At 36.2% G+C, this 25,621-nt stretch carries 21 protein-coding genes; 12 read left to right on the forward strand and 9 right to left on the reverse strand.

Features of this window, described 5'->3' with window-relative positions:
- Positions 1-156 precede the first annotated feature (156 nt).
- The 7 genes from J0M08_05795 (at position 157) to J0M08_05825 (ending at position 6,446) form a co-directional block, all read left to right on the forward strand.
- On the forward strand, positions 157-795 hold the full coding sequence (locus tag J0M08_05795) for a YdcF family protein (GenBank protein ID MBN8702555.1): 639 nt from the start codon (positions 157-159) through the stop codon (positions 793-795).
- A 159-nt stretch (positions 796-954) separates the two neighbouring features.
- Positions 955-1,485 (forward strand): transposase, encoded by a 531-nt coding sequence (locus J0M08_05800; GenBank protein ID MBN8702556.1) that lies wholly within the window; start codon positions 955-957, stop codon positions 1,483-1,485.
- Between the two features lie 255 nt (positions 1,486-1,740).
- A complete protein-coding gene (locus J0M08_05805) occupies positions 1,741-2,790 on the forward strand; it encodes a low specificity L-threonine aldolase (GenBank protein ID MBN8702557.1) in 1,050 nt (349 codons plus the stop codon).
- A 79-nt stretch (positions 2,791-2,869) separates the two neighbouring features.
- On the forward strand, positions 2,870-3,349 hold the full coding sequence (locus tag J0M08_05810) for a GNAT family N-acetyltransferase (protein MBN8702558.1): 480 nt from the start codon (positions 2,870-2,872) through the stop codon (positions 3,347-3,349).
- 174 nt (positions 3,350-3,523) lie between these two features.
- A complete protein-coding gene (locus J0M08_05815) occupies positions 3,524-3,985 on the forward strand; it encodes an SRPBCC family protein (GenBank protein ID MBN8702559.1) in 462 nt (153 codons plus the stop codon).
- A gap of 86 nt (positions 3,986-4,071) precedes the next feature.
- Positions 4,072-5,184 (forward strand): acyltransferase, encoded by a 1,113-nt coding sequence (locus J0M08_05820; protein ID MBN8702560.1) that lies wholly within the window; start codon positions 4,072-4,074, stop codon positions 5,182-5,184.
- Between the two features lie 59 nt (positions 5,185-5,243).
- A complete protein-coding gene (locus J0M08_05825; GenBank protein MBN8702561.1) occupies positions 5,244-6,446 on the forward strand; it encodes a TIGR03862 family flavoprotein in 1,203 nt (400 codons plus the stop codon).
- A 68-nt stretch (positions 6,447-6,514) separates the two neighbouring features.
- On the opposite strand, the gene J0M08_05830 is transcribed toward J0M08_05825, so the two are convergent.
- Together J0M08_05830 and J0M08_05835 are read right to left on the reverse strand one after the other, a co-directional pair.
- On the reverse strand, positions 6,515-7,174 hold the full coding sequence (locus tag J0M08_05830; GenBank protein ID MBN8702562.1) for a DUF2461 domain-containing protein: 660 nt from the start codon (positions 7,172-7,174) through the stop codon (positions 6,515-6,517).
- Between the two features lies 1 nt (position 7,175).
- Positions 7,176-8,252 (reverse strand): AI-2E family transporter, encoded by a 1,077-nt coding sequence (locus J0M08_05835; GenBank protein MBN8702563.1) that lies wholly within the window; start codon positions 8,250-8,252, stop codon positions 7,176-7,178.
- A gap of 96 nt (positions 8,253-8,348) precedes the next feature.
- On the opposite strand from J0M08_05835, the gene J0M08_05840 reads away from it, so the two are divergent.
- Entirely contained in the window at positions 8,349-9,353 is a 1,005-nt protein-coding gene (locus J0M08_05840; GenBank protein MBN8702564.1) for a metal-dependent hydrolase, read from the forward strand.
- Positions 9,354-9,365: 12 nt separating this feature from the next.
- Here the strand turns inward: J0M08_05840 and J0M08_05845 are convergent, their stop codons facing one another.
- On the reverse strand, positions 9,366-10,700 hold the full coding sequence (locus J0M08_05845; GenBank protein MBN8702565.1) for a saccharopine dehydrogenase NADP-binding domain-containing protein: 1,335 nt from the start codon (positions 10,698-10,700) through the stop codon (positions 9,366-9,368).
- Between the two features lie 125 nt (positions 10,701-10,825).
- Between J0M08_05845 and J0M08_05850 the strand changes: the two genes are divergently transcribed.
- Together J0M08_05850 and J0M08_05855 are read left to right on the forward strand one after the other, a co-directional pair.
- On the forward strand, positions 10,826-11,266 hold the full coding sequence (locus J0M08_05850; protein ID MBN8702566.1) for a DUF423 domain-containing protein: 441 nt from the start codon (positions 10,826-10,828) through the stop codon (positions 11,264-11,266).
- Between the two features lie 5 nt (positions 11,267-11,271).
- Positions 11,272-12,768, forward strand: a complete 1,497-nt coding sequence (locus tag J0M08_05855; protein MBN8702567.1) for a carboxypeptidase M32 — start codon at positions 11,272-11,274, stop codon at positions 12,766-12,768.
- A 4-nt stretch (positions 12,769-12,772) separates the two neighbouring features.
- On the opposite strand, the gene J0M08_05860 is transcribed toward J0M08_05855, so the two are convergent.
- From J0M08_05860 to J0M08_05875, 4 genes are all read right to left on the reverse strand, one after another.
- A complete protein-coding gene (locus J0M08_05860) occupies positions 12,773-13,474 on the reverse strand; it encodes a hypothetical protein (protein MBN8702568.1) in 702 nt (233 codons plus the stop codon).
- Between the two features lie 90 nt (positions 13,475-13,564).
- Positions 13,565-14,878 (reverse strand): PKD domain-containing protein, encoded by a 1,314-nt coding sequence (locus J0M08_05865; GenBank protein MBN8702569.1) that lies wholly within the window; start codon positions 14,876-14,878, stop codon positions 13,565-13,567.
- Between the two features lie 120 nt (positions 14,879-14,998).
- On the reverse strand, positions 14,999-16,954 hold the full coding sequence (locus J0M08_05870) for a KUP/HAK/KT family potassium transporter (protein MBN8702570.1): 1,956 nt from the start codon (positions 16,952-16,954) through the stop codon (positions 14,999-15,001).
- 75 nt (positions 16,955-17,029) lie between these two features.
- The gene (locus J0M08_05875; protein ID MBN8702571.1) at positions 17,030-18,037 is read right to left on the reverse strand and encodes a hypothetical protein; all 1,008 of its coding nucleotides are present in this window, start codon (positions 18,035-18,037) and stop codon (positions 17,030-17,032) included.
- Between the two features lie 257 nt (positions 18,038-18,294).
- On the opposite strand from J0M08_05875, the gene J0M08_05880 reads away from it, so the two are divergent.
- Positions 18,295-18,840 (forward strand): hypothetical protein, encoded by a 546-nt coding sequence (locus tag J0M08_05880; protein ID MBN8702572.1) that lies wholly within the window; start codon positions 18,295-18,297, stop codon positions 18,838-18,840.
- Positions 18,841-18,998: 158 nt separating this feature from the next.
- Positions 18,999-20,957 (forward strand): DNA topoisomerase (ATP-hydrolyzing) subunit B, encoded by a 1,959-nt coding sequence (gyrB, locus tag J0M08_05885; GenBank protein ID MBN8702573.1) that lies wholly within the window; start codon positions 18,999-19,001, stop codon positions 20,955-20,957.
- Between the two features lie 128 nt (positions 20,958-21,085).
- Here gyrB and J0M08_05890 read toward each other — a convergent pair whose 3' ends face one another.
- Together J0M08_05890 and J0M08_05895 are read right to left on the reverse strand one after the other, a co-directional pair.
- The gene (locus tag J0M08_05890; GenBank protein MBN8702574.1) at positions 21,086-23,299 is read right to left on the reverse strand and encodes a gliding motility-associated C-terminal domain-containing protein; all 2,214 of its coding nucleotides are present in this window, start codon (positions 23,297-23,299) and stop codon (positions 21,086-21,088) included.
- 98 nt (positions 23,300-23,397) lie between these two features.
- Positions 23,398-25,605, reverse strand: coding sequence for a gliding motility-associated C-terminal domain-containing protein (locus J0M08_05895; protein ID MBN8702575.1), 2,208 nt, complete (start codon positions 25,603-25,605; stop codon positions 23,398-23,400).
- Positions 25,606-25,621 lie beyond the last annotated feature (16 nt).

A 25,621-nucleotide genomic window follows, 5' to 3' on the forward strand; every position in this document is an offset into this window, starting at 1 on the left:
GTTCGGAGAATTGTGTTTTTTTCATTGTTGTTACCATTTAAAGTTAAATTTAAAAAACTGAACGCGCAGCTGTAGCTGCTTGTCGATTTTCTATTTTTAATTGGCTCAACTTTGGGGAAGCTTACAGGTGGTATTTAAAAATAATAACTTAGCACAATGAAAATAAGAATTTATCTTTTAATTTTTTCTTCCCTTTTAATAATATTGCTTTTTACATTTTGGGCTAATTACAAAATCGTTAAGACGTCTGAACCTTTTATATTTGAAAACATAAATGATCTTCCAACAATTGAGACAGGTTTGTTGCTTGGGACAAGTAAGTATTTAAATAATGGAAATGTAAATCAATATTTCAAAAATCGAATTAAAGCAACAATCGAATTATACAAAGCTGGAAAAATTAAATACATTATTATAAGTGGCGACAATAGTAGAAAGGATTACAACGAACCACTTGATATGAAAAATGAATTAGTAAATAGTGGAATTCCTGACTCAGCAATTTATTTAGACTACGCAGGATTTAGAACTTTCGATTCTGTGATTAGAGCAAAGAAAATTTTTGGACAAAATAAATTAATTTCAATTTCTCAGAAATTTCATAATGAACGGACTGTTTTCATTGCAAGAAAGAATGAAATTGAGGCTTATGGCTACAATGCTAAAGACGTTAATGCATATATGGGTTTTAAGACAAACTTGAGAGAGTTTTTCGCGAGAACTAAAGTATTTTTAGACATTTTAATAAATAGAGAACCGAAATTTCTTGGTGAGAAAATACAAATAGGAAAGTAGCATAGCCCCACCTCATCCTCGTTTAACGAAGTGTAACGAGGATGTTTAAAATTTAGCGTTTGCAACGCTATTCGTTTTGCGACAATTTCAGCCCCTGTTGGTGTTTTCACCAACAGGAAGCGTTGGATTAAGAAGCAATAAAGTATTATTTTTACTTAAATGCCTTCTCTAAAACCAGATACAAACTTATACTACTCTACCTACACAAATCTTAACTGGCTTCTTGTTCTTAAACGTGACAAACACAAACAAATAATAATTGACAGTTTAAATTACTTATCTAAGAACCATAGAGTAATTGTTTATGGTTTTGTTATTATGCCCAATCACATTCATCTAATTTGGCAGATAATCAATAATGATTTACCCAATGTTCAACGCGATTTTTTGAAATACACTGCGCAACAAATAAAATTTAGTCTTATTGAAACCAATGACCAACTGTTGGATGACCTAGTAGTAAATGCAAAGGATAGAAAAGTACAAATATGGGAACGTAATGGATTATCATTTGTGCTCAAAGAATATACAACGGCTGTTCAAAAGCTTAATTATATTCATAATAACCCTATTCAAGAGAAATGGAAGTTAGCTAATACCATTGAAGAATATTACTTTTCTAGTGCAGCTTTTTATTTTAAGAATGAAACTACATTTGCTTTCTTAAGGCATTTGAATGAGATAAAATGAATCTCACAAACCTATGTTGGTGATAACACCAACATAGGCGGAATCTCACAAACCTATGTTGGTGATAACACCAACATAGGCGGAAAATGTAGCAATAGACTATTTTTGATAGTATCAAATGATAGTATCAAAAACCAATCTCATCCTAGTTTAACGAAGCGCAGCGAGGACACTTGACTATAGCGTTCACAACTCGAGTCTATTCAAATATAGATACATTATAATTGCTAAATTTATCTTTTATACCAATTATATATGAAAGGCTTAGCAAGTGATAACTATGCAGGTGTTCTACCCGAAATGATAGAAGCTATACAAGAAGCAAATGTACAGCATGCTAAATCGTATGGCTACGACATTTTTACGGAGCAAGCAAACAATGAATTCAAAAAAGAATTTGGTACAGAGGATGTAACATTTGTCTTCAACGGCACTGGTGCCAATGTATTGGGCATAGGCACTGTTACGCAAACATTTAATTCTATTTTATGTGCCGATACTTCGCACATGTATGTAGATGAATCTACCGCCCCGGAAACCTTTACAGGTTGCAGATTGGTACCGTTAAAAACAAATAATGCAGGAAAAATTGAAGTAGAAACAATTCAAAATGCATTGATTAGAAGAGGCGATGAGCACCATCCTCAAGTAAAAGTATTGTCCATAGCCCAACCTGCCGAATACGGAACGGTTTATTCCTTAGAAGAGTTAAAAGCCATAGGTAATCTGCTAAAGCAGAACAACATTATTTTTCACATGGATGGCTCACGTATATTCAATGCTGTGGCCAGTTTGGGTTGTTCTTTAAAAGAAATGACCAAAGAAGTGGGGGTAGATATCCTTTCGGTAGGTGGTACAAAAATTGGGTTGCTTTTTGGTGAGGCTGTTGTATTCTTTGATAGAAACTTATCGAAGGATTTGAAATTCCGACAAAAGCAAAGCATGCAACTGCCATCGAAAATGAGGTTTATAGCAGCACAGTTTCACAAATTGCTAAAAGATAAGGTTTGGCAAAAACATGCTACACATGCCAATGCAATGGCACAGAAATTATACAGCGGAACAAAGAACATTTCCCACATTCAGATTACAAAGCCTGTTCAGGCGAATGCTGTATTTGCTATTATTCCAAGAGCATGGAACCAAGCACTAATCGACTCTACACCATTTTATGTTTGGAACGAAAAAACAAACGAAGTACGTTGGATGTGTTCCTTTGATACTACTGAAAGAGATATTGACGATTTTATTGGACTTCTAAAGAGGCTGAGCAGTATTATGCCAAATAACAATAATGATAAATGATTTTGCTGTTTCGATTTCCTAAAAGTTTATATTTAACTCGAGTGCAACTATTTAATTGGGCAACGAGAAATAATCAATAATGGCTTATACGCAATTACAAATAAGAAAAGGACAACTGACCGATTTGATTGAATTGCAACAGTTGTTCGTGGAAACAGTTAGAACTGTTTGCAAGGTAAACTACAACCGGCATCAAATAGATGTGTGGGCTGCAAGTGTTGACAATAAGCTTCGGTGGTTAGCAATTATTGAGCAACAGTTTTTGCTTGTAGCATGCCATCAAGAAAAAATTGTTGGTTTTTGTTCTTTAACACAGCTCGGTTGTATAGATATGTTATATGTGCACAAAGACTGGCAGAGAAGAGGTGTTGCAGCGCAACTTTATTCTGCTATCGAGAAGGAAGCAAAACAAAATGGACATAAACGATTGATTTCAGAAGTTAGCATTACAGCTAAACCTTTTTTCGAGAGGGTTGGCTTTTCGATTGAGACAGAACAAACTGTAGTTAGAAATGAAGTTGAATTGACCAATTATAAAATGGTAAAAGGATTGATGTAGCAAATTTTGAAGTATTATGGTTTGCCAGGAATTATTTTTAGCCGGAAGCAAACGTTTAACAAAGTAAAGTGTGTATGTTTGAGTTGGATATTGGTAGCGCCAGTGCATTAAGTAACGAGTGTCGAAATTTGATGGAATGCATTTCCAGTACTATGTAAAAACAAAAAACGTGATATGTCAACAGAAATTAGTATAACAACACCTGATTGTGAAATTGTTAGTTCTCGGGTTTTTAATGTTTCAAGAGAGCTTCTTTTTCGTGCTTGGTCAGACCCTGCCTATCTGCAAAAATGGTGGGGACCTGCAGGGTTTACCAATACGTTTAATGAATTTGATTTTCGAGTTGGTGGCAAGTGGAGTTTTATAATGCACGGACCTGACAAAGGAAATTATGCTAATGAATGTGAGTTTATAAAAATTGTTGCTCCTTCGTTAATAGCCTGGAAGCGGTATTCAAAGCCACTTTTTCAAGTAGTTGCTACTTTTGAAGAAGTGTCGGTAGCGAAGACACAGCTTGTTTTTAAAATGCTTTTTAATACAGCAGAGGAGTGTAGAAAAGTGAAAATATTTGCAGTTGAAAAAAACGAAGAGAATTTTGACAGACTTGAAGTTGTATTAGCTAAAATGACAGTTTAATCAAGAAACACTACATGTGAAATGAAATAGATTGTTTACATCTTACAATCGCATTAATCAACAACATACACGACATACACTAAAATTTGGGAAACACAATTAATAAAAAGCTATTTGGGCTAGATCATTTGCGGGCAGTAGCCATTTTATTTGTTTTCTTTTTTCACTATTTCATATTGAGTAATGCCACACTTAAATGGCTACCTAATTTTTTAAAATTTGGATGGACAGGTGTAGATTTATTCTTTGTATTAAGTGGATTTCTAATTTCAGTGCAGCTCTTTCTTCCTATTAAACTAAATCAAGCTATTCCCATTAAACAGTTTTTCCTGAAACGTTTTTTTAGAATTATTCCCTTGTATTTGGTAGTTGTGTGTATTTACTTTTGCATGCCGTTTTTTCGGGAGAAAGAAAATTTACCACCATTGTGGAAGTTTCTAACATTCACTCAAAACATTGGCTTGGATTTAAATGCCTTTGGTGCATTTTCTCATGCATGGTCGCTTTGTGTTGAAGAACATTTCTATTTATTATTTCCATTTATTTTATTTTTACTCCATTATACCGGACTGCTCAAAAGAGCCTACTGGCTTGTGCTAGCCATATTCCTGTTGGGCTTTGCAACCCGATTTTATAGTTTTACTCAATTGTATATTCCTAGAATCGGCCAAGAAAACGGCTGGATGTATTGGTACAAGCACATATATTACCCAACATACAATCGCTTAGATGGAATTTTAGTGGGTGTTTCAATTGCGGCAGTTTATGTTTTTCTTCCCAATGTGTGGAATAGAATACGTAATTATGGAAATTTTATTTTTGGCTTTGGGTTGCTGATTTTAGCAGGATGCTATTTTTTGTGTTATGATAAAACCGCTTTTAATGCCTCCATATTCGGGTTTCCTTTAATTGCAATTGGATATGGCTTTGTAGTTGCTGCTGCAGTAAGCGAAACAAGTTTTCTTTACAAATGGAATTCAAGACTAACAACGTTTATTGCAACAATTTCTTATTCAGTTTATTTGACACACAAAGGGGTAATTCATTTAACACTTACATTTTTAAGCGACTATGTAATGCATAATAATGTACGACTTTTGATTTGTATGATAACATGTATAAGCTTTGCCTACTTATTGCATTTTATTGTAGAAAGACCTTTTATGAAGTGGAGAAGTAGAATGATTGAAGCAAAATAGAATTGGATTTTTAGGAGGAGTGGCTCTTGAAAATCATTTATATCTTTGGTTGTATAGCTATGAAAAAATCAATTGCAATTATAGGGAGCGGTCCTGCATCGCTTATTTTGGCAGCAACCCTTGATGAAGCGCTTTTTGATATTGTAGTATACGAACGCAATTTTGCTCCGGCCCGAAAATTTTTAGTTGCAGGAGATGGAGGCTTTAACTTAACGCATTCCGAAGACATGGAGCAATTGATTACCCGTTATACTCCGTCCATTTATTTAGAAAAGTGTCTTCGGTCTTTTACCAATATTGATTTGCAAAAATGGCTTAAACAATTACACATTGAGACATTTATAGGTTCGAGCAAAAGAGTATTTCCTGTGAAGGGAATCAAACCAATTGATGTATTGAATGCCATTTTATATAAATTAAAAAGTAGAAACGTTCGTATAAATACAAAACACGAATGGAAAGGATGGAACAACAAGAACGAATTGCTGTTTAGAAATGAGGAAAAGGAATTTGTCGTAAATCATGATATTGTTGTATTTGCACTTGGCGGTGCCAGCTGGAGCAAAACAGGAAGTGACGGAAAATGGACAGCTTATTTTAACGAGAAAGGAATTGAAACAATTCCGTTTCAACCATCCAATTGCGCATTTGCAATTAATTGGGATAAGGATTTTATAGCAAAAGCAGAAGGGCAGCCTCTTAAAAATATTTCTGTAATGTGTAGTAAAAAGGAAAAGAAAGGCGAAATAGTGTTAACTCAATTTGGCGTGGAGGGTGGTGCTGTGTATGCATTAAGTCCTGAAATTCGCAAGCAGCTGGAGGAGAATACTACAGCCACCATTTTTATCGATTTAAAACCAACCTTAACCAAAGAAACTATTTTTGAGAAGCTGAATAGTGCGATGAATAGGACGATTTCAAAAACATTGCAAAATGAAATTAAACTAAATGAACTTCAAATCGCATTGCTGAAATCTGTTTTGCCGAAAGAGGATTTTGTAAATCCAATAAATTTGGCACTTAGGATAAAACAATTGCCATTGTTAATTACTCGAATGGCTTCAATAGAAGATGCAATATCAACAGTGGGCGGGATTGCATTACAGGAAACAGATGAGAATTTTCAATTGACAAAATTACCTAATCATTATGCAATAGGGGAAATGCTTAACTGGGATGCACCAACAGGTGGCTATTTGCTACAAGCATGTTTTAGCATGGGATATTATCTTGCTAATCTACTGAATGCGAAAAATAACTAGTGTTTGTATGGTGTTGTTATTAGTAGGGCATACTTACAAAATAACAACTCCTCAAATCCAGTGGCGATCTAATCTGTAGCTCGTTGTAAAAATTTATTTAACGGCTGCATCGCTTTAAATATTTTAGATGCAATCGAAATAAATTTAGTGTTAAGCACCTCGTCATCTTTTAATTGGTGTACCACGATAAAGCTTTTGTGTTTAATCAACTCTATGGCGGGATTGTCTTTTGCATAGCCTCTTGGCAGCGAAGTAAGTTTGTCTGAATCATCCAGCTTGCCAAAGTAGGAGACAAAATCTTTGTTCGAGATAATCTTTTTAAACTCCATAAAGTTGTAATCAATCTCTTGTCTAACAGCAGCAAGTCTGTCAGACGGAGGCATGTACATACCTCCGGCTAAAAAGGAATTTCCCGGTTCAATGTGCAAATAATATCCGGGAATCATCGACTTTTTACCTCCCGGATTAATGCTAGCACCAATAGTGGTTTTGTAAGGGCTTTTATCTTTTGAAAAACGAACATCTCTATTAATCCTAAATAAACATTGCTTAGGAGTTAATCCGGCAACTTGTGGTTCAAACTTTGACAATTCAGAAATTAATTTTTCAACTAGAACTGACACTTCCGCTTTGGTTGCTTCATAGGTTGCACGATTCTTGTCAAACCATTCTTTATTATTGTTCTTTTTAAGTTGCTTTAAAAAATCGAATGTTTTTTTTGTCACCATATTAGTTTTTTTTGAGGCTAGAATATATTTCCATGCTAATTATCTTTAAGATGGAATAAACTGGGACAGCCAATATCATACCGGTAATGCCAAATAAATTGCCGGCTGCAATTAATACAATAAAAATTTCTAAAGGATGTGCCTTTACGCTATTCGAAAAAATATACGGTTGAAGAAACATATTGTCGATAAATTGCACTACAGCAAAAATTCCTGCAACTTTAATAATAAGAATATACCATTCTGTATAAAAATCTAAGTATGTATTTGTTGTTAGAGCAATAACGCATGCAATGGCTGACGAAAAAACAGGACCTATATAAGGTACAATGTTTAATAGCCCTCCAATAAAGGCCAGCAATAGCGCATTGTCAATGCCAAAAATGCTTAATGCAATGAAAAGTAGTATTCCGGTTGCTAAGTTTTCAATTATTATTCCAATTAGGTAGCGTGTTAATAGTTTCTTGGCATGCACAATAACGGAATCAATTTGCCCATGATATGTTTTTGGGAAAACAGTTTTAAAAAAAATATTGATAAGGTTTTCTTCATTTAAAAAATAAAATGTCATGAAGCTGATGGTGAAGATGGCAACAAAAAAATTGCCAATTGTAGAAACAATATTGTTAAGCGTATCTGTTATCCAGGAAAAACTTAGTAGTTCCCTTATTTTTATGGTTACAAATTCTTGAACACTTGTTTTCTCAAGTTCTTTAATATTTAAGTTTTGAGCAAAGTATTCAATACGTTTTATAGGTTCGCCTAATCGTTCGGTAATATCTGTAACAGAAAGGGACGATATTAATTTAATTTCATTTACGACTAAGGGAATAAATAAAGTAAATGTGCCAAAAAAGAAAATTAGCAAAACCAATAAAGCAATTAGTGAAGCAACTGATTCGGGTAGAATATTTTTTTTGAAATTAATTTTTAATACAAACTGTTTAATGGGCCTCCCAATAATAGACATCAAGAATGCAATAAATAGGTAAAGAACAATACTTGGAAATACAAGAGTTGCAGCTATACATACTAATAAAATGATAAAGCTTATGATGTTGTTTTGAGAGATATTCATGTAGAGTAAATATACTCAACAAAGTTTGAAATAAATTAAGCATCTACGTATTTTCTGTTTAAATTTAGAGTATAGATAACGAAAAGTAAACACAAGGTGGATTCATTAACGCATATTGTTTTAGGAGCATCTCTTGGGGAACTCATTGCAGGAAAGAAACTTGGTAAGAAAGCTATGCTGATTGGCGCTTTGGCAGATACCATTCCTGATTTTGATGTGTTTGCCAATCCCTTTGTTCCTCCTGTTGATGCATTGCTTATCCATAGAGGCATTACTCATTCTGTATTGTTTGCCGTACTTGCTCCTTTTGTTTTTGCTTGGCTGTTTCAGTTGCTTTTTAAGAAAAGAGAAGTTGATTACATAACATGGTACTTGTTGTTTTTCGTAGGGTTTGCATCGCATATATTTATTGATAGCCTCACAGCTTATGGTACTGCATTGTTCGAGCCATTTGATAATCATCGCATTTCGCTGCATACTATTTTTGTCGCAGATTTGTTGTACACGTTGCCTTTACTGGTGTGTGCAATTGCATTATTGGTAGTTAAAAATAAGCGAGTAGTATGGGCCACTTCCGGTATTGCAATAAGTACCATTTATATTTTTAGCTGTATGTTTAATAAAATGGAAGCCACCAATCAATTTCAGATAGGTTTGAAAGCACAGAATATTTCTTATAATAGATTAATTGCAACTCCAACTCCATTGAATAATGTATTATGGACAGCTATTGCGCAAACAGATTCGGGAGCATGGACAGCATACTATTCTAAATTTGATGACCAAGCTCCAAAAGAATTTTGCTATTTGCCTCAAAATAAACACTTGTTAGATTCGGTTGAAGATGTAACAACAATAGAGAAATTGAAATTATTTTCCGATGATTTTTATTGTGTTACTACTAAAGATGGGAAATTAAAGTATGTCGATTTGAGATTTGGACAGGTTGGTGGTTGGCACAATTGCAATGCTCCTTTTGCGTTTGAATATACACTTACGCGTGGCGCTGACAATAAAATGATTTTAGAAAAAGGTCGTTGGAATTCATCTTCTCTAAAGGATGAGCTAAATAAGCTATGGCTTAGAATAAAAGGAAAATAAATTTCTTGCAATTTATATTTCTTTCTCTGAAAACACGACACCAAATTCTTCTAATTCTTTTAATACCGGTTCGTAAATTTCTTTATGAGTAGGAATTTGCACTCCTGTTGCTTTTATTACTCCTTGTAAAATTAATTTTGCAGCAATAGCAGCCGGTAATCCAACAGTTTTTGCCATTGCTGTATATGTTTGATCTTCACCCAACACTACTAATGAAGAAGTAATAGTTTTTAGTTTTCCATCTCTCTTTTTTACACTAAATAAATGCTGCAATACAATCATATCTTTATCGTGCGGCATTAATTTCCATTTGCCTTCCAACAAAGCTTGCAGAGCCATTGCCGGGGTTGCATTTGGAATATTTATTTTCTTATCAGAAAATAAATCAAGCCATTCTATCTTTTTACTAACTGTAGAATCAGGTTGTATATTCAAGAAGTTGCATAGTTTTTCTTTTACAGAATTGCCTTTTAGGTGCGAAGGTAAAAGAGCTTCTATTAATTCAGCATAGGTTAGATTCTCTGCATTTTCAATTGAATATGAATCATCCGTTAAGCCTAATTGTACAAACACATTCCATGCTTCGCAAAAGCCCGGCATTCGCAGCGTGCCTCTCAGCATAGTTGGAATGGTTTCTAATCCGTAAACTTTGCGATATGATAACGAATCTCTATTGGCATACCCATCAAATGTACCATGTTCTTCCACAGAGATAGTTTCAATATCTTTAAAAACTCGACTGTACGGCTTATAATGGTATTTCCCATTCTCAATATACTTTGCTGTTCCTTGTCCTGCCAACACCACATTGCGAGGATTCCATGTAAATTTATATCCCCACGGATTGTTATTGCTTTCCGGAGCAATTAGCCCACCGCAGTAGGATTTGAACGAAATGATTTCTTCTCCTTCTTGTTTACATGCGTCAATAATTTTCATGGCGCTCATGTGGTCTATTCCGGGGTCTAAGCCAATTTCGTTTAGCAATAAAACTCCATTTCTTTTTGCTTCCCTATCCAAAGCCCCCATTTCTTTTGATACGTAACTGGCCGTAACTAAATGTTTTTTTTGTTTGATACACTCTACAGCTACCGAATAGTGCATTGTTGCAGGTAGCAATGAAATTACCAAAGAATGTTCTTTTACCAACTCCGATACTTTGGCAGCATCTTGTACATCAAATAAAACTGCAGCAGCCCTAGGATTATTTGCCGTTTTTTGCATAGCAACCTCTATTGATATATCAGCAATGGTTACTTGCCAATCAAGTGCAGCAGAATTGTCGAGTAAATATTTAATTAACGATGATGCTGACCGGCCGGCTCCTAATACAAGTATCTTTTTCATAGAAAAATTGAGTAATTTAAGAGTAGCAATTTACGATAAATATTGCATCCAATAAGTAGGATTGTTTTCATTAAAACAATTGAAGCAGTGAAGTAGTTTGCAATTATTAATTTAAAATGTAGAGTATGAATTTTAGAGTCTTTTATTTACTAGTTGGGTTGATGGGCGCAACAGCAGTAGCTTTAGGCGCTTTAGGGGCACATTTTTTAAAAACCTTTGTTGATTTAGGTGTTTTAACTCCTGCTAGCTTGGCTTCTTTTGAAACCGCAGTTAAATATCATTTGATACATAGTGTAGTTTTACTGATGTGTATTTATTTCGCCAAGCACTATAATAATTCGCTACTCAGAGCAGCTGCGTATCTTTTTTTTGCAGGAGTTATTTTATTCTCGGGTTCAATTTATTTTTTATCCACTAAAGCAATTACACAAATTGAAGGACTGTCCTGGCTTGGCCCAATAACGCCACTTGGCGGACTTTGCATGATAGCCGGATGGCTTTGCTTAGGATTTGGGTTATATAAAACAAAGCATCATTCACATTCACACCATAACGAACATCATTAATTAGTATGAGTTACATAAACTACATAGAGAAGCTTAAAAAAATTGCAGATATTAACTATGCATATGGATTGTTAAGTTGGGATCAAGAGGTGTATATGCCGGAAAATGGAGCAACCCGGAGGTCGGGGCAAATAGCTACTCTTGCTTCTGTTTCGCATCAATTATCTACCGATAACAATTTAGGAAGCTTGTTGACTGCTCTTTCTAAAGATGCCACACTAACAACTAAACAAAAAAGAAATGTAGAATTAAGTTTGAAAGACTACAACAAAAGTATAAAGCTGCCGTCTGATTTTGTGGAACTAATGAGTAAAACGGTTTCGGAAAGTTTTGTAGCGTGGCAAAAAGCAAAAACAACCAACGATTTTTCTGTTTTTGCTCCTAAGCTACACGAATTGGTAGAGCTAAAAAAGAAGCAAGCTGATTTGATGGGATATGAAAATCATCCGTACGATGCACTTATAGACACCTATGAGCCGGGGATTACAACAGCAGAGATAGATACATTGTTTAAAGATGTAAGAAATAAATTGGTGCCGTTTGTAAAACAAATTACTGCATTGCCGCAAACAGATGATTCTGTTATGTATCAGCACTTTCCTAAAAAAGAGCAATGGGATTTTGGAATTTATCTGTTGGAGCAAATGGGCTACGATTTTAAATCGGGCAGACAAGATATTTCATCGCATCCGTTTACTATTAATTTTGGAGCAAAGGATGTCCGTGTTACCACGCGAATAAATGAAAATGATTTGGCCGAAATGATTTGGAGTTGTATTCACGAAGGCGGTCATGCCTTGTATGAGCAAGGATTGCCTGATGATGAATACGCCTTGCCTTGCGGAGAAGCGGCATCGTTGGCTATACACGAATCACAGTCTCGTTTATGGGAAAATAATGTTGGCCGAGGATTGCCTTATTGGAAAAATAATTTTTCAAAAGCAAAGGAATTTTTTCCGGAGCAACTAAAAAACTGTTCGGTCGAAAATTTTTACAAAGCAATGAATTGTGTAAAGCCTTCTTTAATTCGTACATCTGCCGATGAGCTTACGTATCATTTTCATATTATGATCCGTTTTGAAATTGAAAAGTCGCTGTTAGAAGGAGCATTGAAAGTAGCAGAACTGCCGGAATATTGGAATGCAAAGTACAAGGAATATTTAGGAATAGATGTGCCCAATAATCAAAAAGGAGTATTACAAGATATTCATTGGTCGCACGGCAGCTTTGGATATTTTCCTACCTATTCGTTGGGAAGTTTTTATGCGGCACAATTTTATCAGCAAGCAAAAAAGGAACTACCTAGTTTAGAGAACGAAATTGAAAAAGGCAATATGCAGCCTCTCTTACATTGGTTGCGAGATAAAATACACGCACACGGAAGATTTTATACTGCTAATCAATTGTGTGAAAAAATTACAGGAGAGAAATTGAATTTCTCGTATTTCTATGAGTATGCAAAAGAAAAATATAGCGGTATTTATGGCGTGAAGCTTGTGTAGGCGTTTAAATACTTGCAGCAACTTTTTTTATGTTCTTGTGAAACTGATTGATAATACGGGTATGAAAAAAAGGATAAATGTATTTATCCCGAAATTTTGATCCGCTTTTGAAATACGTTTGATGAATAATTTGAGTTTGACCGTTTTCGCCTTCCACAAACTTTAGCTGCTGTTTTCCTTGCGATTTATTTCCTTTTATGTAACTAAACTCCATGATTCTGTTTGCCGGGTCAACGGTGGTTATTTCAAATGCTACTGGCACGTTGGCTAGTCCTTTGCATACTTTTAAATTCAAAAACAATACATTCCCCTTTTTTGCTCCATCGTACTCTTTACTGTCGTTATATACAATTTCTCCAGTCGATTTTTTTAACAACACATCAAATCCTATGTTTTTTCCGCACCAAGCTATTGCAGGATTTGCATTTTTGTAGGCTTCCCAACTTTTCGAAATCGATTGGTTTACTACATAGGTTTTAGTATGTGTGCTATATTGGTCTATATCCGCAGCATTGTCAACTAAAGAAGGTTGAATATCATTAAACCGAATAATGTTGTTGAGTTGTTGTTTTCTTAAAAATCTACGCACTTTTTTATGGTGCACTTTCTTTAAATCAATATCAGATAGGTTTTCGTGAGCGTGTGATAAATTACCTAACACCATAAGTGTAACAAACAACCCAATATGTAATTTGCGTAAATTCATTTGCGTGCCAATGATAGTTAAAAATGAATTAAAAAAAAAGGGAGATAAATTTTCTTTATCTCCCTTTTTTTAATTAAAAATATTCTATTATTAGTCCATTACACATCGAACATACGCAGAGTCAGTCTTGCTATGTAGGTTTGTATAAATATAATTGGTGTCTGAATTAAGTTGCATTATTTGTGCATGACTGGTAGATTCTGTGTTGCTCCAATAGCGTGCAGCTTTTTTTCCGCCAGCTAAATTAATATTAAGAACAGCCGAAAAGCCTAGCAAGTCCGTTCCAACTCCGCTTCCGGTACCTTGCCCTACTTTTTTTAAATCATTTCCGTTGTTGCCAGCATACATTGCTAAATTTTGCAATTCGGCACTGGTAGGCAAGTGCCAGCCTGTTGGACACACTCCCTGCGAATCTGTTGGTGCAGGCATCATTTCAGTGTACATAAATCGGTCTCTTGTACCGGTTTTAATTAAATTTTCTTTCATCCAACATTGTGTACCGCCAACCTCTACAACATTGTACGTTTTTCCGCTTAAAGTAAATGTTGTTACTCCATTACATCCTGAATTAGAAAACTTAACATATACATACTTTTGTTTTATTTGACTTGGAACTCCGCTTAGGGTGTATGTTACGGTGTACATTCCAATGTGTTTTCTGGTAATGTTGCTCACAGAAGGGTTTTGAACGGTTGAACTAAATCCATTTGGTCCTGTCCAGCTGTAAGATGCGCCTGCAATGGTTTGTGTAGAAAACGTTAAAACGCCACCTACAGAGGGAGAATTATTTGTGATAAATGATACTGCAGGAGGAATAACTTCAACAGTAACAGTACTTACTGCTGATTGAAATCCATTTGCAGATGCAACACAACTATATGTTCCGGCTGCGGCAATCGGCACTGCTGTAATAGTAGGGTTTTGAACAGAGGATGTAAATCCATTTGGTCCTGTCCAGCTATAGGTAGCGGCAACGGCTTGTCCAAGATTATCTAAAATATATCCACCAAATAATGTTAGTGTTTGATTCATAATTACCGGGCTATTGCTGCTTGCAGTGGTTTTAAGCTCTTCTACATAAACATAGTATGGATCGCTAGTACACTCGTCAACAGTAATTGTTACGGCATACGTTCCTGCCGCGGCAGAGGTAAAAGATACGCTTGGATTTTGACTTGTAGATGAAAACCCATTGGGCCCTGTCCAGCTATAAGAAGCACCTGAAATGCTTTCTGCTGTTAATTGTAATGTGCCGCCAACACCTATAGGTCCGTTGGAATATGCTTTTGCGGGAGTAGGTTTTGAACAAGGAGTATTAAACTCTTCTTCTTTTTTCTTGCACGCATTAACTAAAAATAAAATTCCAATTAAAACGCTAACGGAAAGGAATGCTATTCTTCTCATTTTCTTGTTTTTTTCTTAGTGGGCAAATATAATAATATATTGAATAGAAATTATGCTAAAATTTAAATACGGTTCAATAAAACACATGAATGGTAGGGCAGCTAAATAGGCGGGTAAGTGCTAAATTCGTTTTAGGTTAATTTCCTTTATTGGGGAAATAACTAGAGGTACTTTTTCGATGTTTACAGAGCTGGTATCTAAACCAAAAGCCTTTTCTTCCGACAAACTCCAGTGTTTTAAGAAGAAATAAATATCTAAAATAATTTTTTGATAAAATGGTAAATCATTGTCGTATGACAAGAACTTTTCTAAAACAACAAACCTAAAGTCTCCAATTACGTTTTGTTTATTAAGCGATTCGTAGCGACTGGTAATATCCACCTCTCCATTCTTCACTAAGTCTTGAACAACTTTTCGATACATTAAATTTATTTTTGGAGCAACTCTAAAGCCGAGCCGAAAATCTATACGTATTATATCGTGTTTAATAATTTCTGTAACGCGGTAATCCATTTTGTATGGCTCATCTACAACATCTACATGTACAAACCAATAAATATCTGCACGTTTGGGTTGTTTTTGTAAAATAGAATAAATAGCACCCGATTCTATTTCGTCTGCTTGATTTGCTCCGGTTAGGTATACAAGATGTGTGGAGTATTTTGGTATAGTTAAATCCTTGCTTAAGTCAGCAATCATAGGAATATAATCAGATAGGCGTACAAATTCGATGTACTTGTTTCGAATTTCTTTTGCTCTATGCCAAGCGTACATTATTAAATAGAGTGTCCCGGCAATTAGCAATGTAATCCACCCTCCGTGGGTAAATTTTTCTAAATTGGCAATTAAAAAGGATGTTTCAATAATAATGTAGGTTACGAGTAAACTATACATAAAAATTTTGTTGTATCTCTTTAAGGTGAGATAATATGCTAGTAGTGTTGTTGTCATTAACATGGTAAGCACAATCGCTAACCCGTAAGCAGCCTCCATATTGGACGACTCCTTAAAATATAAAACAACTGCAATACAACCAACGAGCAACATCCAATTTACTGATGGAATATATAATTGTCCCTTCCAATCTGTTGGATATTTAATTTTTACTTTTGGCCAAAAATTAAGTCGTACAGCCTCATTAATTAATGTAAACGAACCGCTTATAAGAGCCTGGCTAGCAACAATAGCAGCGGCAGTAGAAATAATAATACCTGTCAATAAAAAACTATCGGGCATAATTAAATAGAATGGCTTGTCAATATTAAAAGATGAAAGCAATGCTCCTTCATGATGCATTAGCCATGCCCCTTGACCAAAATAGTTAAGCAATAGCGCGATTTTAACAAAAATCCATGTCGCACGAATATTGGCTTTACCACAATGGCCTAAATCTGAATACAAAGCCTCAGCTCCTGTAGTACAAAGAAATACGGCTCCCAATAACCAGAATCCCCCCGGAGTTTTTAAAAGTAGTTGATAGGCATAGTAAGGATTTAAGGCTTTCAAAACTTGCCAATCGCCCACAAGCTCCTTGATTCCCAATATAGAAAGCATTAAAAACCAAATAAACATTATAGGCCCAAAACCTCTACCCACTATTTTTGTTCCAAATTGTTGAATTAGAAATAGTACGGTTAGTATTGCAATAACGATAGGCACAGTATTTATATTAGGATTTATTTTCACCAAGCCCTCTACAGCCGAAGAAACTGAAATGGGTGGTGTTATAATGCCATCTGCTAATAACGTGCTACCGCCAATAATGGCTGGAAATAGCAGCCACTTTACTTTTGTTTTTCTAACTAATGCGTATAATGAAAATATCCCCCCTTCACCTTTGTTGTCGGCTCTTAAGGTAATTACAACATATTTTAAGGTTGTTTGAAGTGTAAGTGTCCAAAAAATACATGATAATGCACCTAACACTACGTTATTACTTATTGGATTTTTTCCAATAATGGCGCTTAATACATATAATGGAGAGGTACCTATATCACCATATATAATTCCGAGTGTTACAAGTAGACCGGCTGCTGTAAGTTTATTATGATTGCTATGTTCTTTGTTTAAAGACACAAATAGTTTATGATGAGCAAAGGTAGTATTTTTTTAATTCAGCCACTTTTAATCATTCAAAAATAAAGACCAACGCTAATAATTTTGTGCTTGTTCCAACAGTTGATTGAGCTTACGTTTTATTTGATTAAAAAACTGATTGCGGTCGCGCTCGGCAATCCCGCTAATAAGCGATGATTTTTTAATTGTATTTTTAATCCAAGATTCCGCTTCTTTGGTATATCCGGCATGAAAAGTAGTAAGCGAATTAATACTATTAAACGAGTGTACAGCTATTCTTTGGGAATCAAATTCAGAATAAATTAAAATCCCCGTAAGGTTTATATTACTTAAATATAAATTATACTCTACAGGAGCTTTATCTGGGTTTGCCTTATTGCTATGTATTGCAGCCTGCTCAATGGTCTCAATCATTTGAATAGTTTGTTGTATAATCTTTTCGGCAATGGCTCTATTCTTAAACAGGAAGCTTTCTAAATAAAAGGTTATTTGTGTGTAAATAGTATTAATGGATTCTGGAGTCCATATTTCTGTGGCAGGACAGCGCTTGTAAGTTGTATATATATTATGGCAAATTTCATTAATCTCGGGCTCTAAATCTGATGCGTCAAACAGCATTTTATCGTAAGCGGGCACACCTAAAACTGTTTTGCGCCAATAAAATAATTTGTATGCAGTAAGCTCCGGAAACTGGAAGTAATAAAACAAAGGCATTTCGTGCGCGGCATAATAAATATGTTTTTCGTTACTTTCTGCGCAACCTCTCAATTGGCTTAGCATATTCTTGAAATGCTGTTTCAGTAATTCAGGGTTGTGGTATAATGAGGTGTAGTTAAAACTAACTGAATTATTATTACCGTCTTCTCGCAATAATTCAACCAGGTTCAGCTTAAACTTACGTGCAATTAAAGCCATTTCATCAATACTAATGGCTGTTTCACAACGTAAACGTCTGTAAATACTATCGGTGCTTAATCCTAGAATATCCGATAATTCATCAGCCAATGATATATTATCAGATACAGAAAGCTTTAGGCTCTCGATAAAGCGGTGCTGATATTTTAATTCCTGTTCGTTTTTCATAAATAAAGCAGTTGATTTTGGCGATTTTATTTGCATTTTTCGCAAATAAATGGATTTTGTTTTGCAATAATTCGTTTCAATATACCCAAAAGTTGCAAATTTTGCAACTAAAAATGATTGTTGCTTAGGAGTGCCCTTCTAATTGCATTTTTTGCCGATTTTCATTCGGAGCGCCTTATTTCCCGTTACACTTCTCTGCTAAAGCGAACGAACTTTGTGTCATAAAATTAAATAACAAAACAATTAAAATTTAAAACATGAAAACGTCAAATTCAAACAAACTGATTAAAAAATTAACTTTTGTAATGTTACTAACGGCAAGTATTGCTAACGCAAATACAGGAGATTCTTCCAAGGTTGAATATTATAGAAATATGAATAATGTATCGAAAAAAAATTTATTTTCTATTGAAGCACATAAATTATTGGCATTTACGGCCGTTGTTCATTATGAATATTTGATTAACGAAAGATTGTCTGTACACACATCATCATCGTTTGGACTATTGGGGATTAATGGGACTTTGGGAGCAAAGTATTATCCTATTAAAAATACAGGGTTGATTTCGCCTTATATCGGAGCAGAAATGTTTTATGCAGGCAGCGGGTATATATTAACCAGAAATAATTTTTGGGATGCAAGTTTTGACGAGGCGTTGGATGGTAAAACAAAAATGAATCCAGGAATAGTATTCGCGTTAAAAAACGATTTCTTTTTAGACGTAAGCTATCCAGTTTACATTACCCAGGGCAAGTTTGATAGTGCTGTGCTTCCTCAGTTTAAGATTGGACTAAAACTGTAATCGATACATTGAAAAATCAGAGTGTAAAACCAACCATTTTTTTATCAACAAATGTTAATAAAAGCAACTTCTTTTAATAGCCTTTCTTGCTAATAAATAAAGGCTTTTTAGTATATTTACCACACTTAAAAAAACCAAAAAAATTAGCAAAAAAAAGTATGGAAGACGCATTGAAAAATAATGGAGATTATAACGCAGATAGTATTCAGGTTTTAGAGGGCTTAGAGGCTGTTAGAAAGCGCCCTGCCATGTATATTGGCGATATTGGCGTAAAAGGATTACATCATTTGGTGTATGAAGTAGTTGACAACTCCATTGATGAGGCTCTTGCCGGACATTGTAAAAATATTGATGTTTTTATTAACGAAAATAATTCCATAACCGTAAAAGATGATGGACGTGGTATTCCTACCGACTTTCATCACAAAGAAAATCGTTCGGCTCTAGAGGTTGTAATGACGGTATTACATGCCGGAGGAAAATTTGATAAAGATTCGTACAAGGTTTCCGGAGGATTGCATGGTGTGGGTGTTTCCTGTGTAAACGCCTTGTCTACACATTTAATGGTGGAGGTTCACCGTAACGGAAAAATGTTCCAACAAGAATATTCAATAGGAAAGCCATTGTATCCTGTTAAGGAAATTGGAACTACTGAGAAGCGTGGTACAACTGTTACATTTAAACCGGATGAATCTATTTTTACCACTACGGTTTATTCATACGATACACTAGCAACGCGTTTGAGAGAACTATCGTTCCTTAACAAAGGAATTAGATTAAATCTTACAGATTTAAGAGATAAAGACGCAGAAGGAGTAGCAAAAAACGAATCGTTTTATTCTGAAAAAGGATTGCTGGAGTTTGTTGAATATTTGGATGCTACACGCGAAAAATTGATTCAAGATGGCATTTACATGGAAGGCGAAAAGTCCGGTATTCCTGTTGAGATTGCAATGGTGTACAATACTTCTTTTGGAGAAAATTTGCACACGTATGTAAATAATATCAATACACACGAAGGAGGAACTCACTTAGCCGGATTTAGAAGAGGCTTAACGAGAACCTTGAAGAATTATGCCGATAAATCGGGCATGCTATCTAAGCTTAAATTAGAAATAAACGGAGATGATTTTCGTGAAGGATTGACGGCAGTAATTTCCGTAAAGGTGCAAGAGCCGCAGTTTGAGGGACAAACAAAAACAAAGCTTGGGAATAACGAAGTGATGGGGGCTGTAGATACAGCCGTGAGCGAGATGCTTTCTAATTACTTGGAAGAACATCCAAAAGAAGCAAAACTGATTGTAGATAAAGTTATTTTGGCTGCCACCGCACGCCATGCTGCTCGTAAGGCGCGCGAGATGGTGCAACGTAAGAATGTGCTTACAGGAACAGGTTTGCCGGGTAAGCTTTCGGACTGTTCCGAAAGTGATCCTTCTATTTGCGAAATATTTTTGGTTGAGGGAGATTCAGCGGGTGGAACTGCCAAACAAGGTAGAAACAGAGCCTTTCAAGCTATATTGCCATTGCGTGGAAAAATTTTGAATGTGGAGAAAGCAATGGAATATAAAATTTACGACAACGAAGAGATAAAAAATATGTTTACTGCGTTGGGTGTAACAAAAGGAACTATGGAGGATGAACGTGCATTAAACCTAGATAAATTACGTTACCACAAAGTTGTTATCATGTGTGATGCCGATGTGGATGGAAGTCACATCACTACCTTGATTTTAACTTTCTTTTTCCGTCACATGAAGGAGTTAATTGAGAACGGATATATCTATATAGCTACTCCTCCGTTGTATTTAGTTAAAAAAGGAAAAGACCAACGCTACTGTTGGAATGAAGAACAACGTGATATTGCTATAAAAGATATGGCGGGAGCCGCAGGTAAGGAAAGTACTGTAGGCGTGCAACGTTACAAAGGTTTGGGAGAGATGAACGCAGAACAATTGTGGGAAACTACGATGAATCCGGAGTTCAGAACACTAAGACGTGTAACAATTGAAAGTGCTGCCGAAGCCGATAGAATTTTCTCTATGCTTATGGGAGATGAAGTTCCGCCACGTAGAGATTTTATTGAGAAAAACGCTAAGTATGCAAATATTGATGCGTAGGAATATTTATAAGTAAGAGTAAGAATTAAATGAAAAAGGCTGCGGAATTTGTTTCGCAGCCTTTTTCATTTGTTTTTTGTGAATAGCCGTCCCTGCGCGTTTTAAACTTTAGTTAAGCTTGTTTTTTACTAGCGTATTATTGTAACATCACCGTATTTTTCAATCTCGTTGTCATAAAAATCTTTTACAACAAGTTTCCATACGTATGTTTCTATTTCTGCAAGTGTGCCATTTTTCTTTCTTCCATCCCAATGCTTATTAGAGTCTGTCGATTCGAATAGCAATTCGCCCCAACGATTAAATATTTTTAAATTATAGGAGCTGATTCCATAAGCGCTAATTTCAAACTCTTCATTTTTAGTATCTCCATTTGGCGTAAAAGAATTTGGTGCAAAAATAAGTACTTCTGCATTGATGCGAATTACTTTTTCCATAGAGTCTTTGCAGCCTACTTCGTTTATCAGTACTATTTTTGAAACAAACTCTCCTGTTTGTGGATATGCATATTTTGGATGTGTTTGAAATGATGTTGCACCGTCTCCAAAAAACCAAACAAAATTTTGTATCGTGTCGCTAGATAAGTTGGTAAATGTGATAGTTGGATCCGATAATTGAGTTTCCTCTTTGTCAACGGTGAAATCGGCAACAGGAGCCGGAAGTATTGCTAATGTGGTGTTTCCTGTGCTTATGCAGCCGTCTGAGTTTACTACCGTTACAGAATAAACGCCCGACATATTTACGGTTGAATTAGAAATTACCGGATTTTGCACCGTTGTATTAAAGCCCATTGGTCCTTTCCATTGGTAGGAAACCCCATTGCCTACAACATCGAGCATTGCGGCTGTTCCGGCACAATACGGTCCGGTGTTTGTTGCAGTAGCACCGGGATAAGTAGATACCAAAACGGAAATCACGGTGTCTTTTGTACATGGTCCAATCTCTACACTGAGCCTAACTTGCTTGGTTCCGGGGGTTGAGTAGAGGTAAGTAGGATTTTGTTGCGTGTCGTCTATGCTTCCATTTCCATCAAAATCCCAATACCAAGCAGTAATAGAGCCTGCCGGGCTTGATAAGTCGGTAAACTGTGTAGTTGCTCCAATGCAGGTAGATGTAGCCGAAAAACTAGCTATAGGGCTAATTGGAATTCCGGGTATTATGGTATCTAATGTGTATGCACACGCTGCTCCGGTAGAAGGAGTAACCAAAACTTGGTAATGGCCGCCTTGGTTAATGGTAACATTTTGGTTTGTTGTGGTGCCAACAATATTTCCTTGCCCACCTATTACAGACCATGCGTAGTTGCTAGCTCCTGCAGGTGCTGTGAGTACCACATTGGTAGTGCCACACACTACCGGAGCAGAGGCTGTAATGGCTGATGTCATTGGGCTACAAACGGCATCGACATAAGCATATCCGTAGTGACCTCCAAATGCGCAGCTGGAAGCGGTAAATCGAACCGTAACATTTTGACCAACATATTGGGATAGGTTAAAAGAAGCAATTGTCCAAGGTTTGTAATATACTCCGGAAAACCAACTGCCACAGTTATTGCTTAAGATAAAACCCGGAGATCCTCCATTTTGGGCTACCACATTATACGCCAAACAATTGATAGGATTTCCAAGAGCATCCAGCACTTCTGCCCTAAAATAAGGCTGTTCGTTGGTTCCATGGCCACTGCCGCCATCTTCTAAAACTACCGCATACGCAATTGTGAGAAGCGCATTTGACTGTGCAACTGTAAACATTTGCTCTAAAGAAGCCCCAAACCCAAATGATGCAAAGTTATAGCAAGTACTATTGAGCAGCACAGAATTATTGCTATTAGGAAGGGGGGACAATGTTGGAAAACCTCCACAAGCATCATTCCCTAAGGTGTTTCCTGCAACTAGGGTATGTCGATTGCATGAGGATGGAGGTTGGTTAACTCCTCCATTCGGTCCGGGAACAAAGCCTGCAATCATATTTGACAATGGTTGTTGAGAATCATAATTGTCGCCTTTGTATCCGTTCCATCCATTTAAACTTCCATTTTCAAAATCCATGTTCGTGCAAGGCCCTTGTACTATTGGGTTTGCAGAGTTGTTGTTGTTTTTAAAATTAGCTTTTGGTTGTAGTGATGGAATTGTAAGATTGTATTTAGCAGCCACAAATTCTACTTGCTTATGGTAGAAGAATCCAGGGATATCTACCGATGCAATGCCTTTTGCTGAAATCTCATTCCAAGTGGCATTGTGGTCAAAGTTTTTGAGCGAATCGCCTTTAAAAAAATTGTATTGTTGGGAATACAAAAAGGAAATATAAAATATTCCAACAAATATGATGGAAAGTTGCTTTTTCATGGTTGGGTGTAATTGGATGCAAATGTACCACAATTATCAACCCAATTCAAGAGGGCGTAGTTAAATTAAGTATTTGATTTTCAGTTGTTTGAAAAAAGCTATCGAATCATGTTTACATGACCAACTCTTTCTACTTGTTGGTTGTACAAATCTGTAATTTCAATTTTCCAGATGTACGTATCTATTTGAAATAATTTGCCATTAGCATCTTTCCCGTTCCAATTTTTTAATGGGTCGTTGGTTTCAAACATTAATTCTCCCCACCGATTAAAAATTTTGAGTTGGTATGTCGTAATCCCCCAAACGCTTACTGCAAACTCATCGTTTAGTCCGTCTCCATTTGGTGAAAAAGAATTGGGGACAAAAATTAACGCATCGGCATTAATTCGGATTACTTTTTCTAAAGAATCTTTGCAGCCAAGTTCATTGGTAAGTACAATTTTTGCAATGTACTCTCCTGGATTCTCGTAGCTGTGCTGAGGATGCACGGTGGTTGATGATATCCCGTCTCCAAAAAACCAAACAAAGTTTTGAGTTGTATCGCTCGATAAGTTTGTAAAATTAACTATCGGATTAAGTATTTGTGTTTCTTGTGGATCTGCAATAAAATCGGCAGTTGGAGAGGGTAATATGGAAATGCTCGTGGATGCCGTTGTAACGCAGCCCAAAGAAGAGGTAAATGTTACCGAATATACACCAGCCATATTCACAGTAGAGTTAGATATTACAGGATTTTGCAAAGTGGTGCTGAATCCCATCGGGCCTTCCCATTGATAGGTACCTCCGGTTTGGTTTACATCCAATTGAATTGATTGTCCGGCACAGTAAGGCCCTGTATTGCTTACAGCAATTGGTGTTGCGGCTCCTACCTGAAAAGTAAGCACAGTGTCTTTTGTGCAAGGTCCAATTTCTACGGTTAGTTTAACTTGTTTGGTGCCAGGAGTTGTATATGAATAGGTCGGATTTTGATTGGTGTCATCCACGGTTCCGTTGTTGTCAAAATCCCAATTCCAGGCAGTTACAGAGCCTGTAGGAGTCGATAAATCTGTAAACTGAGCAACAGAGCCTAAGCATACCGATGTGCCTGAAAAATTAGCAACCGGTACAATTGGTATTCCCGGAATGATGGTGTCGATTGTGTAAGAACATGATGCACCGGTTGGAGGTGTAATCGTTACTTGGTAATGCCCGCCTTGATTTACGGTAATATTTTGATTGGTGGTAGAACCCACAATGTTTCCGCTATTTCCAACAACCGACCATGCATAAGAAGTTGCTCCTGCGGGTGCAGAAATAACTACATTATTGCTGCCACACACTGCAGCCGATGAGGTGGGCATAGCCAATGGTCCGCATTCGGCATCTACATAAGCATATCCAAAGTGCCCTGCTAGGGTGCAACTAGCAACCGTAAAACGAATGGTTACATTTTGCCCCATATATGCTGCCAAGTTGAAAGAGGCAATTGTCCATGGTTTGTAGTAAACCGTTCCACCGCTATTTGCTTGGCAAGTACCTTGTAAAAAGCCGGGAGTAGAACCATTTTGTGCAATTATCTTATACGTTAGGCAACCAATTGCATTCCCTTGTGCATCTAAAACTTCCGCTCTAAAATAAGGCTGTTCACTATTGGAGTGCCCTCCATCCTCTAATACTACTGCATATGCAATTGTTAGTAGTGCATTGGATTGAGAAACAGAAAAAGTTTGTTCCAAAGAAGTTCCATAGCCATAACTAGGAAATGCAAAGAATGGGAAACATTTATTATTTAGTAGCACAGCATTGTTGCCAGATAAAGGAGATAGTGTTGAAAACCCTCCACAAGCATCATTGCCAAGAGTGGTTCCGGAAACTAAGGTATGTCGGTTGCAATTATTAGGAGATTGATTTATTGCTCCATTGGGACCGGGGGAAAATCCAGTAGATAAAGAGGAAAGTGCGTTATTTGAATTGTAGTTTCTCCCTGTAATGCCTGTCCAACCAGATAGATTTCCATTCTCAAAACCAAAATTAGTACATGAAGCTTGTAGTGAAGGTGCGTATCCTATATTGTTTTTAAAACTTGCACCTTGTTGAAGTGCAGGAAAGGGGTGTAAATTGTATTTTTTTGATACGAATTCAAATTGTTTATTCCCGAAATAACCGGGGATATCTGCACTGCCAATTCCTTTTGTTGCAATTTCATGCCAAGTAGCATCGTAGTCAAACCCGTTTAGTGAATCTCCACCAAAAAATTTATACTGTTGTGAAAACACAGCATAAGAACAGCAAATAAGTAAAAGTATAGTAAGTGTTAATTTTCTCATTTTACAAAGGGAAACA

The organism is Bacteroidota bacterium, from assembly GCA_017303975.1.
Classification (GTDB): Bacteria; Bacteroidota; Bacteroidia; order JAFLBG01; family JAFLBG01; genus JAFLBG01.

Bases quoted from the DNA above. Each gene is read 5' to 3' on its own strand.
- J0M08_05795 (MBN8702555.1), top strand. From the start codon at position 157: ATGAAAATAAGAATTTATCTTTTAATTTTTTCTTCCCTTTTAATAATA.
- J0M08_05800 (MBN8702556.1), top strand. From the start codon at position 955: ATGCCTTCTCTAAAACCAGATACAAACTTATACTACTCTACCTACACA.
- J0M08_05805 (MBN8702557.1), top strand. From the start codon at position 1,741: ATGAAAGGCTTAGCAAGTGATAACTATGCAGGTGTTCTACCCGAAATG.
- J0M08_05810 (MBN8702558.1), top strand. From the start codon at position 2,870: ATGGCTTATACGCAATTACAAATAAGAAAAGGACAACTGACCGATTTG.
- J0M08_05815 (MBN8702559.1), top strand. From the start codon at position 3,524: ATGTCAACAGAAATTAGTATAACAACACCTGATTGTGAAATTGTTAGT.
- J0M08_05825 (MBN8702561.1), top strand. From the start codon at position 5,244: ATGAAAAAATCAATTGCAATTATAGGGAGCGGTCCTGCATCGCTTATT.
- J0M08_05830 (MBN8702562.1), bottom strand. From the start codon at position 7,174: ATGGTGACAAAAAAAACATTCGATTTTTTAAAGCAACTTAAAAAGAAC.
- J0M08_05835 (MBN8702563.1), bottom strand. From the start codon at position 8,252: ATGAATATCTCTCAAAACAACATCATAAGCTTTATCATTTTATTAGTA.
- J0M08_05845 (MBN8702565.1), bottom strand. From the start codon at position 10,700: ATGAAAAAGATACTTGTATTAGGAGCCGGCCGGTCAGCATCATCGTTA.
- J0M08_05850 (MBN8702566.1), top strand. From the start codon at position 10,826: ATGAATTTTAGAGTCTTTTATTTACTAGTTGGGTTGATGGGCGCAACA.
- J0M08_05855 (MBN8702567.1), top strand. From the start codon at position 11,272: ATGAGTTACATAAACTACATAGAGAAGCTTAAAAAAATTGCAGATATT.
- J0M08_05860 (MBN8702568.1), bottom strand. From the start codon at position 13,474: ATGAATTTACGCAAATTACATATTGGGTTGTTTGTTACACTTATGGTG.
- J0M08_05865 (MBN8702569.1), bottom strand. From the start codon at position 14,878: ATGAGAAGAATAGCATTCCTTTCCGTTAGCGTTTTAATTGGAATTTTA.
- J0M08_05875 (MBN8702571.1), bottom strand. From the start codon at position 18,037: ATGAAAAACGAACAGGAATTAAAATATCAGCACCGCTTTATCGAGAGC.
- J0M08_05880 (MBN8702572.1), top strand. From the start codon at position 18,295: ATGAAAACGTCAAATTCAAACAAACTGATTAAAAAATTAACTTTTGTA.
- gyrB (MBN8702573.1), top strand. From the start codon at position 18,999: ATGGAAGACGCATTGAAAAATAATGGAGATTATAACGCAGATAGTATT.
- J0M08_05890 (MBN8702574.1), bottom strand. From the start codon at position 23,299: ATGAAAAAGCAACTTTCCATCATATTTGTTGGAATATTTTATATTTCC.
- J0M08_05895 (MBN8702575.1), bottom strand. From the start codon at position 25,605: ATGAGAAAATTAACACTTACTATACTTTTACTTATTTGCTGTTCTTAT.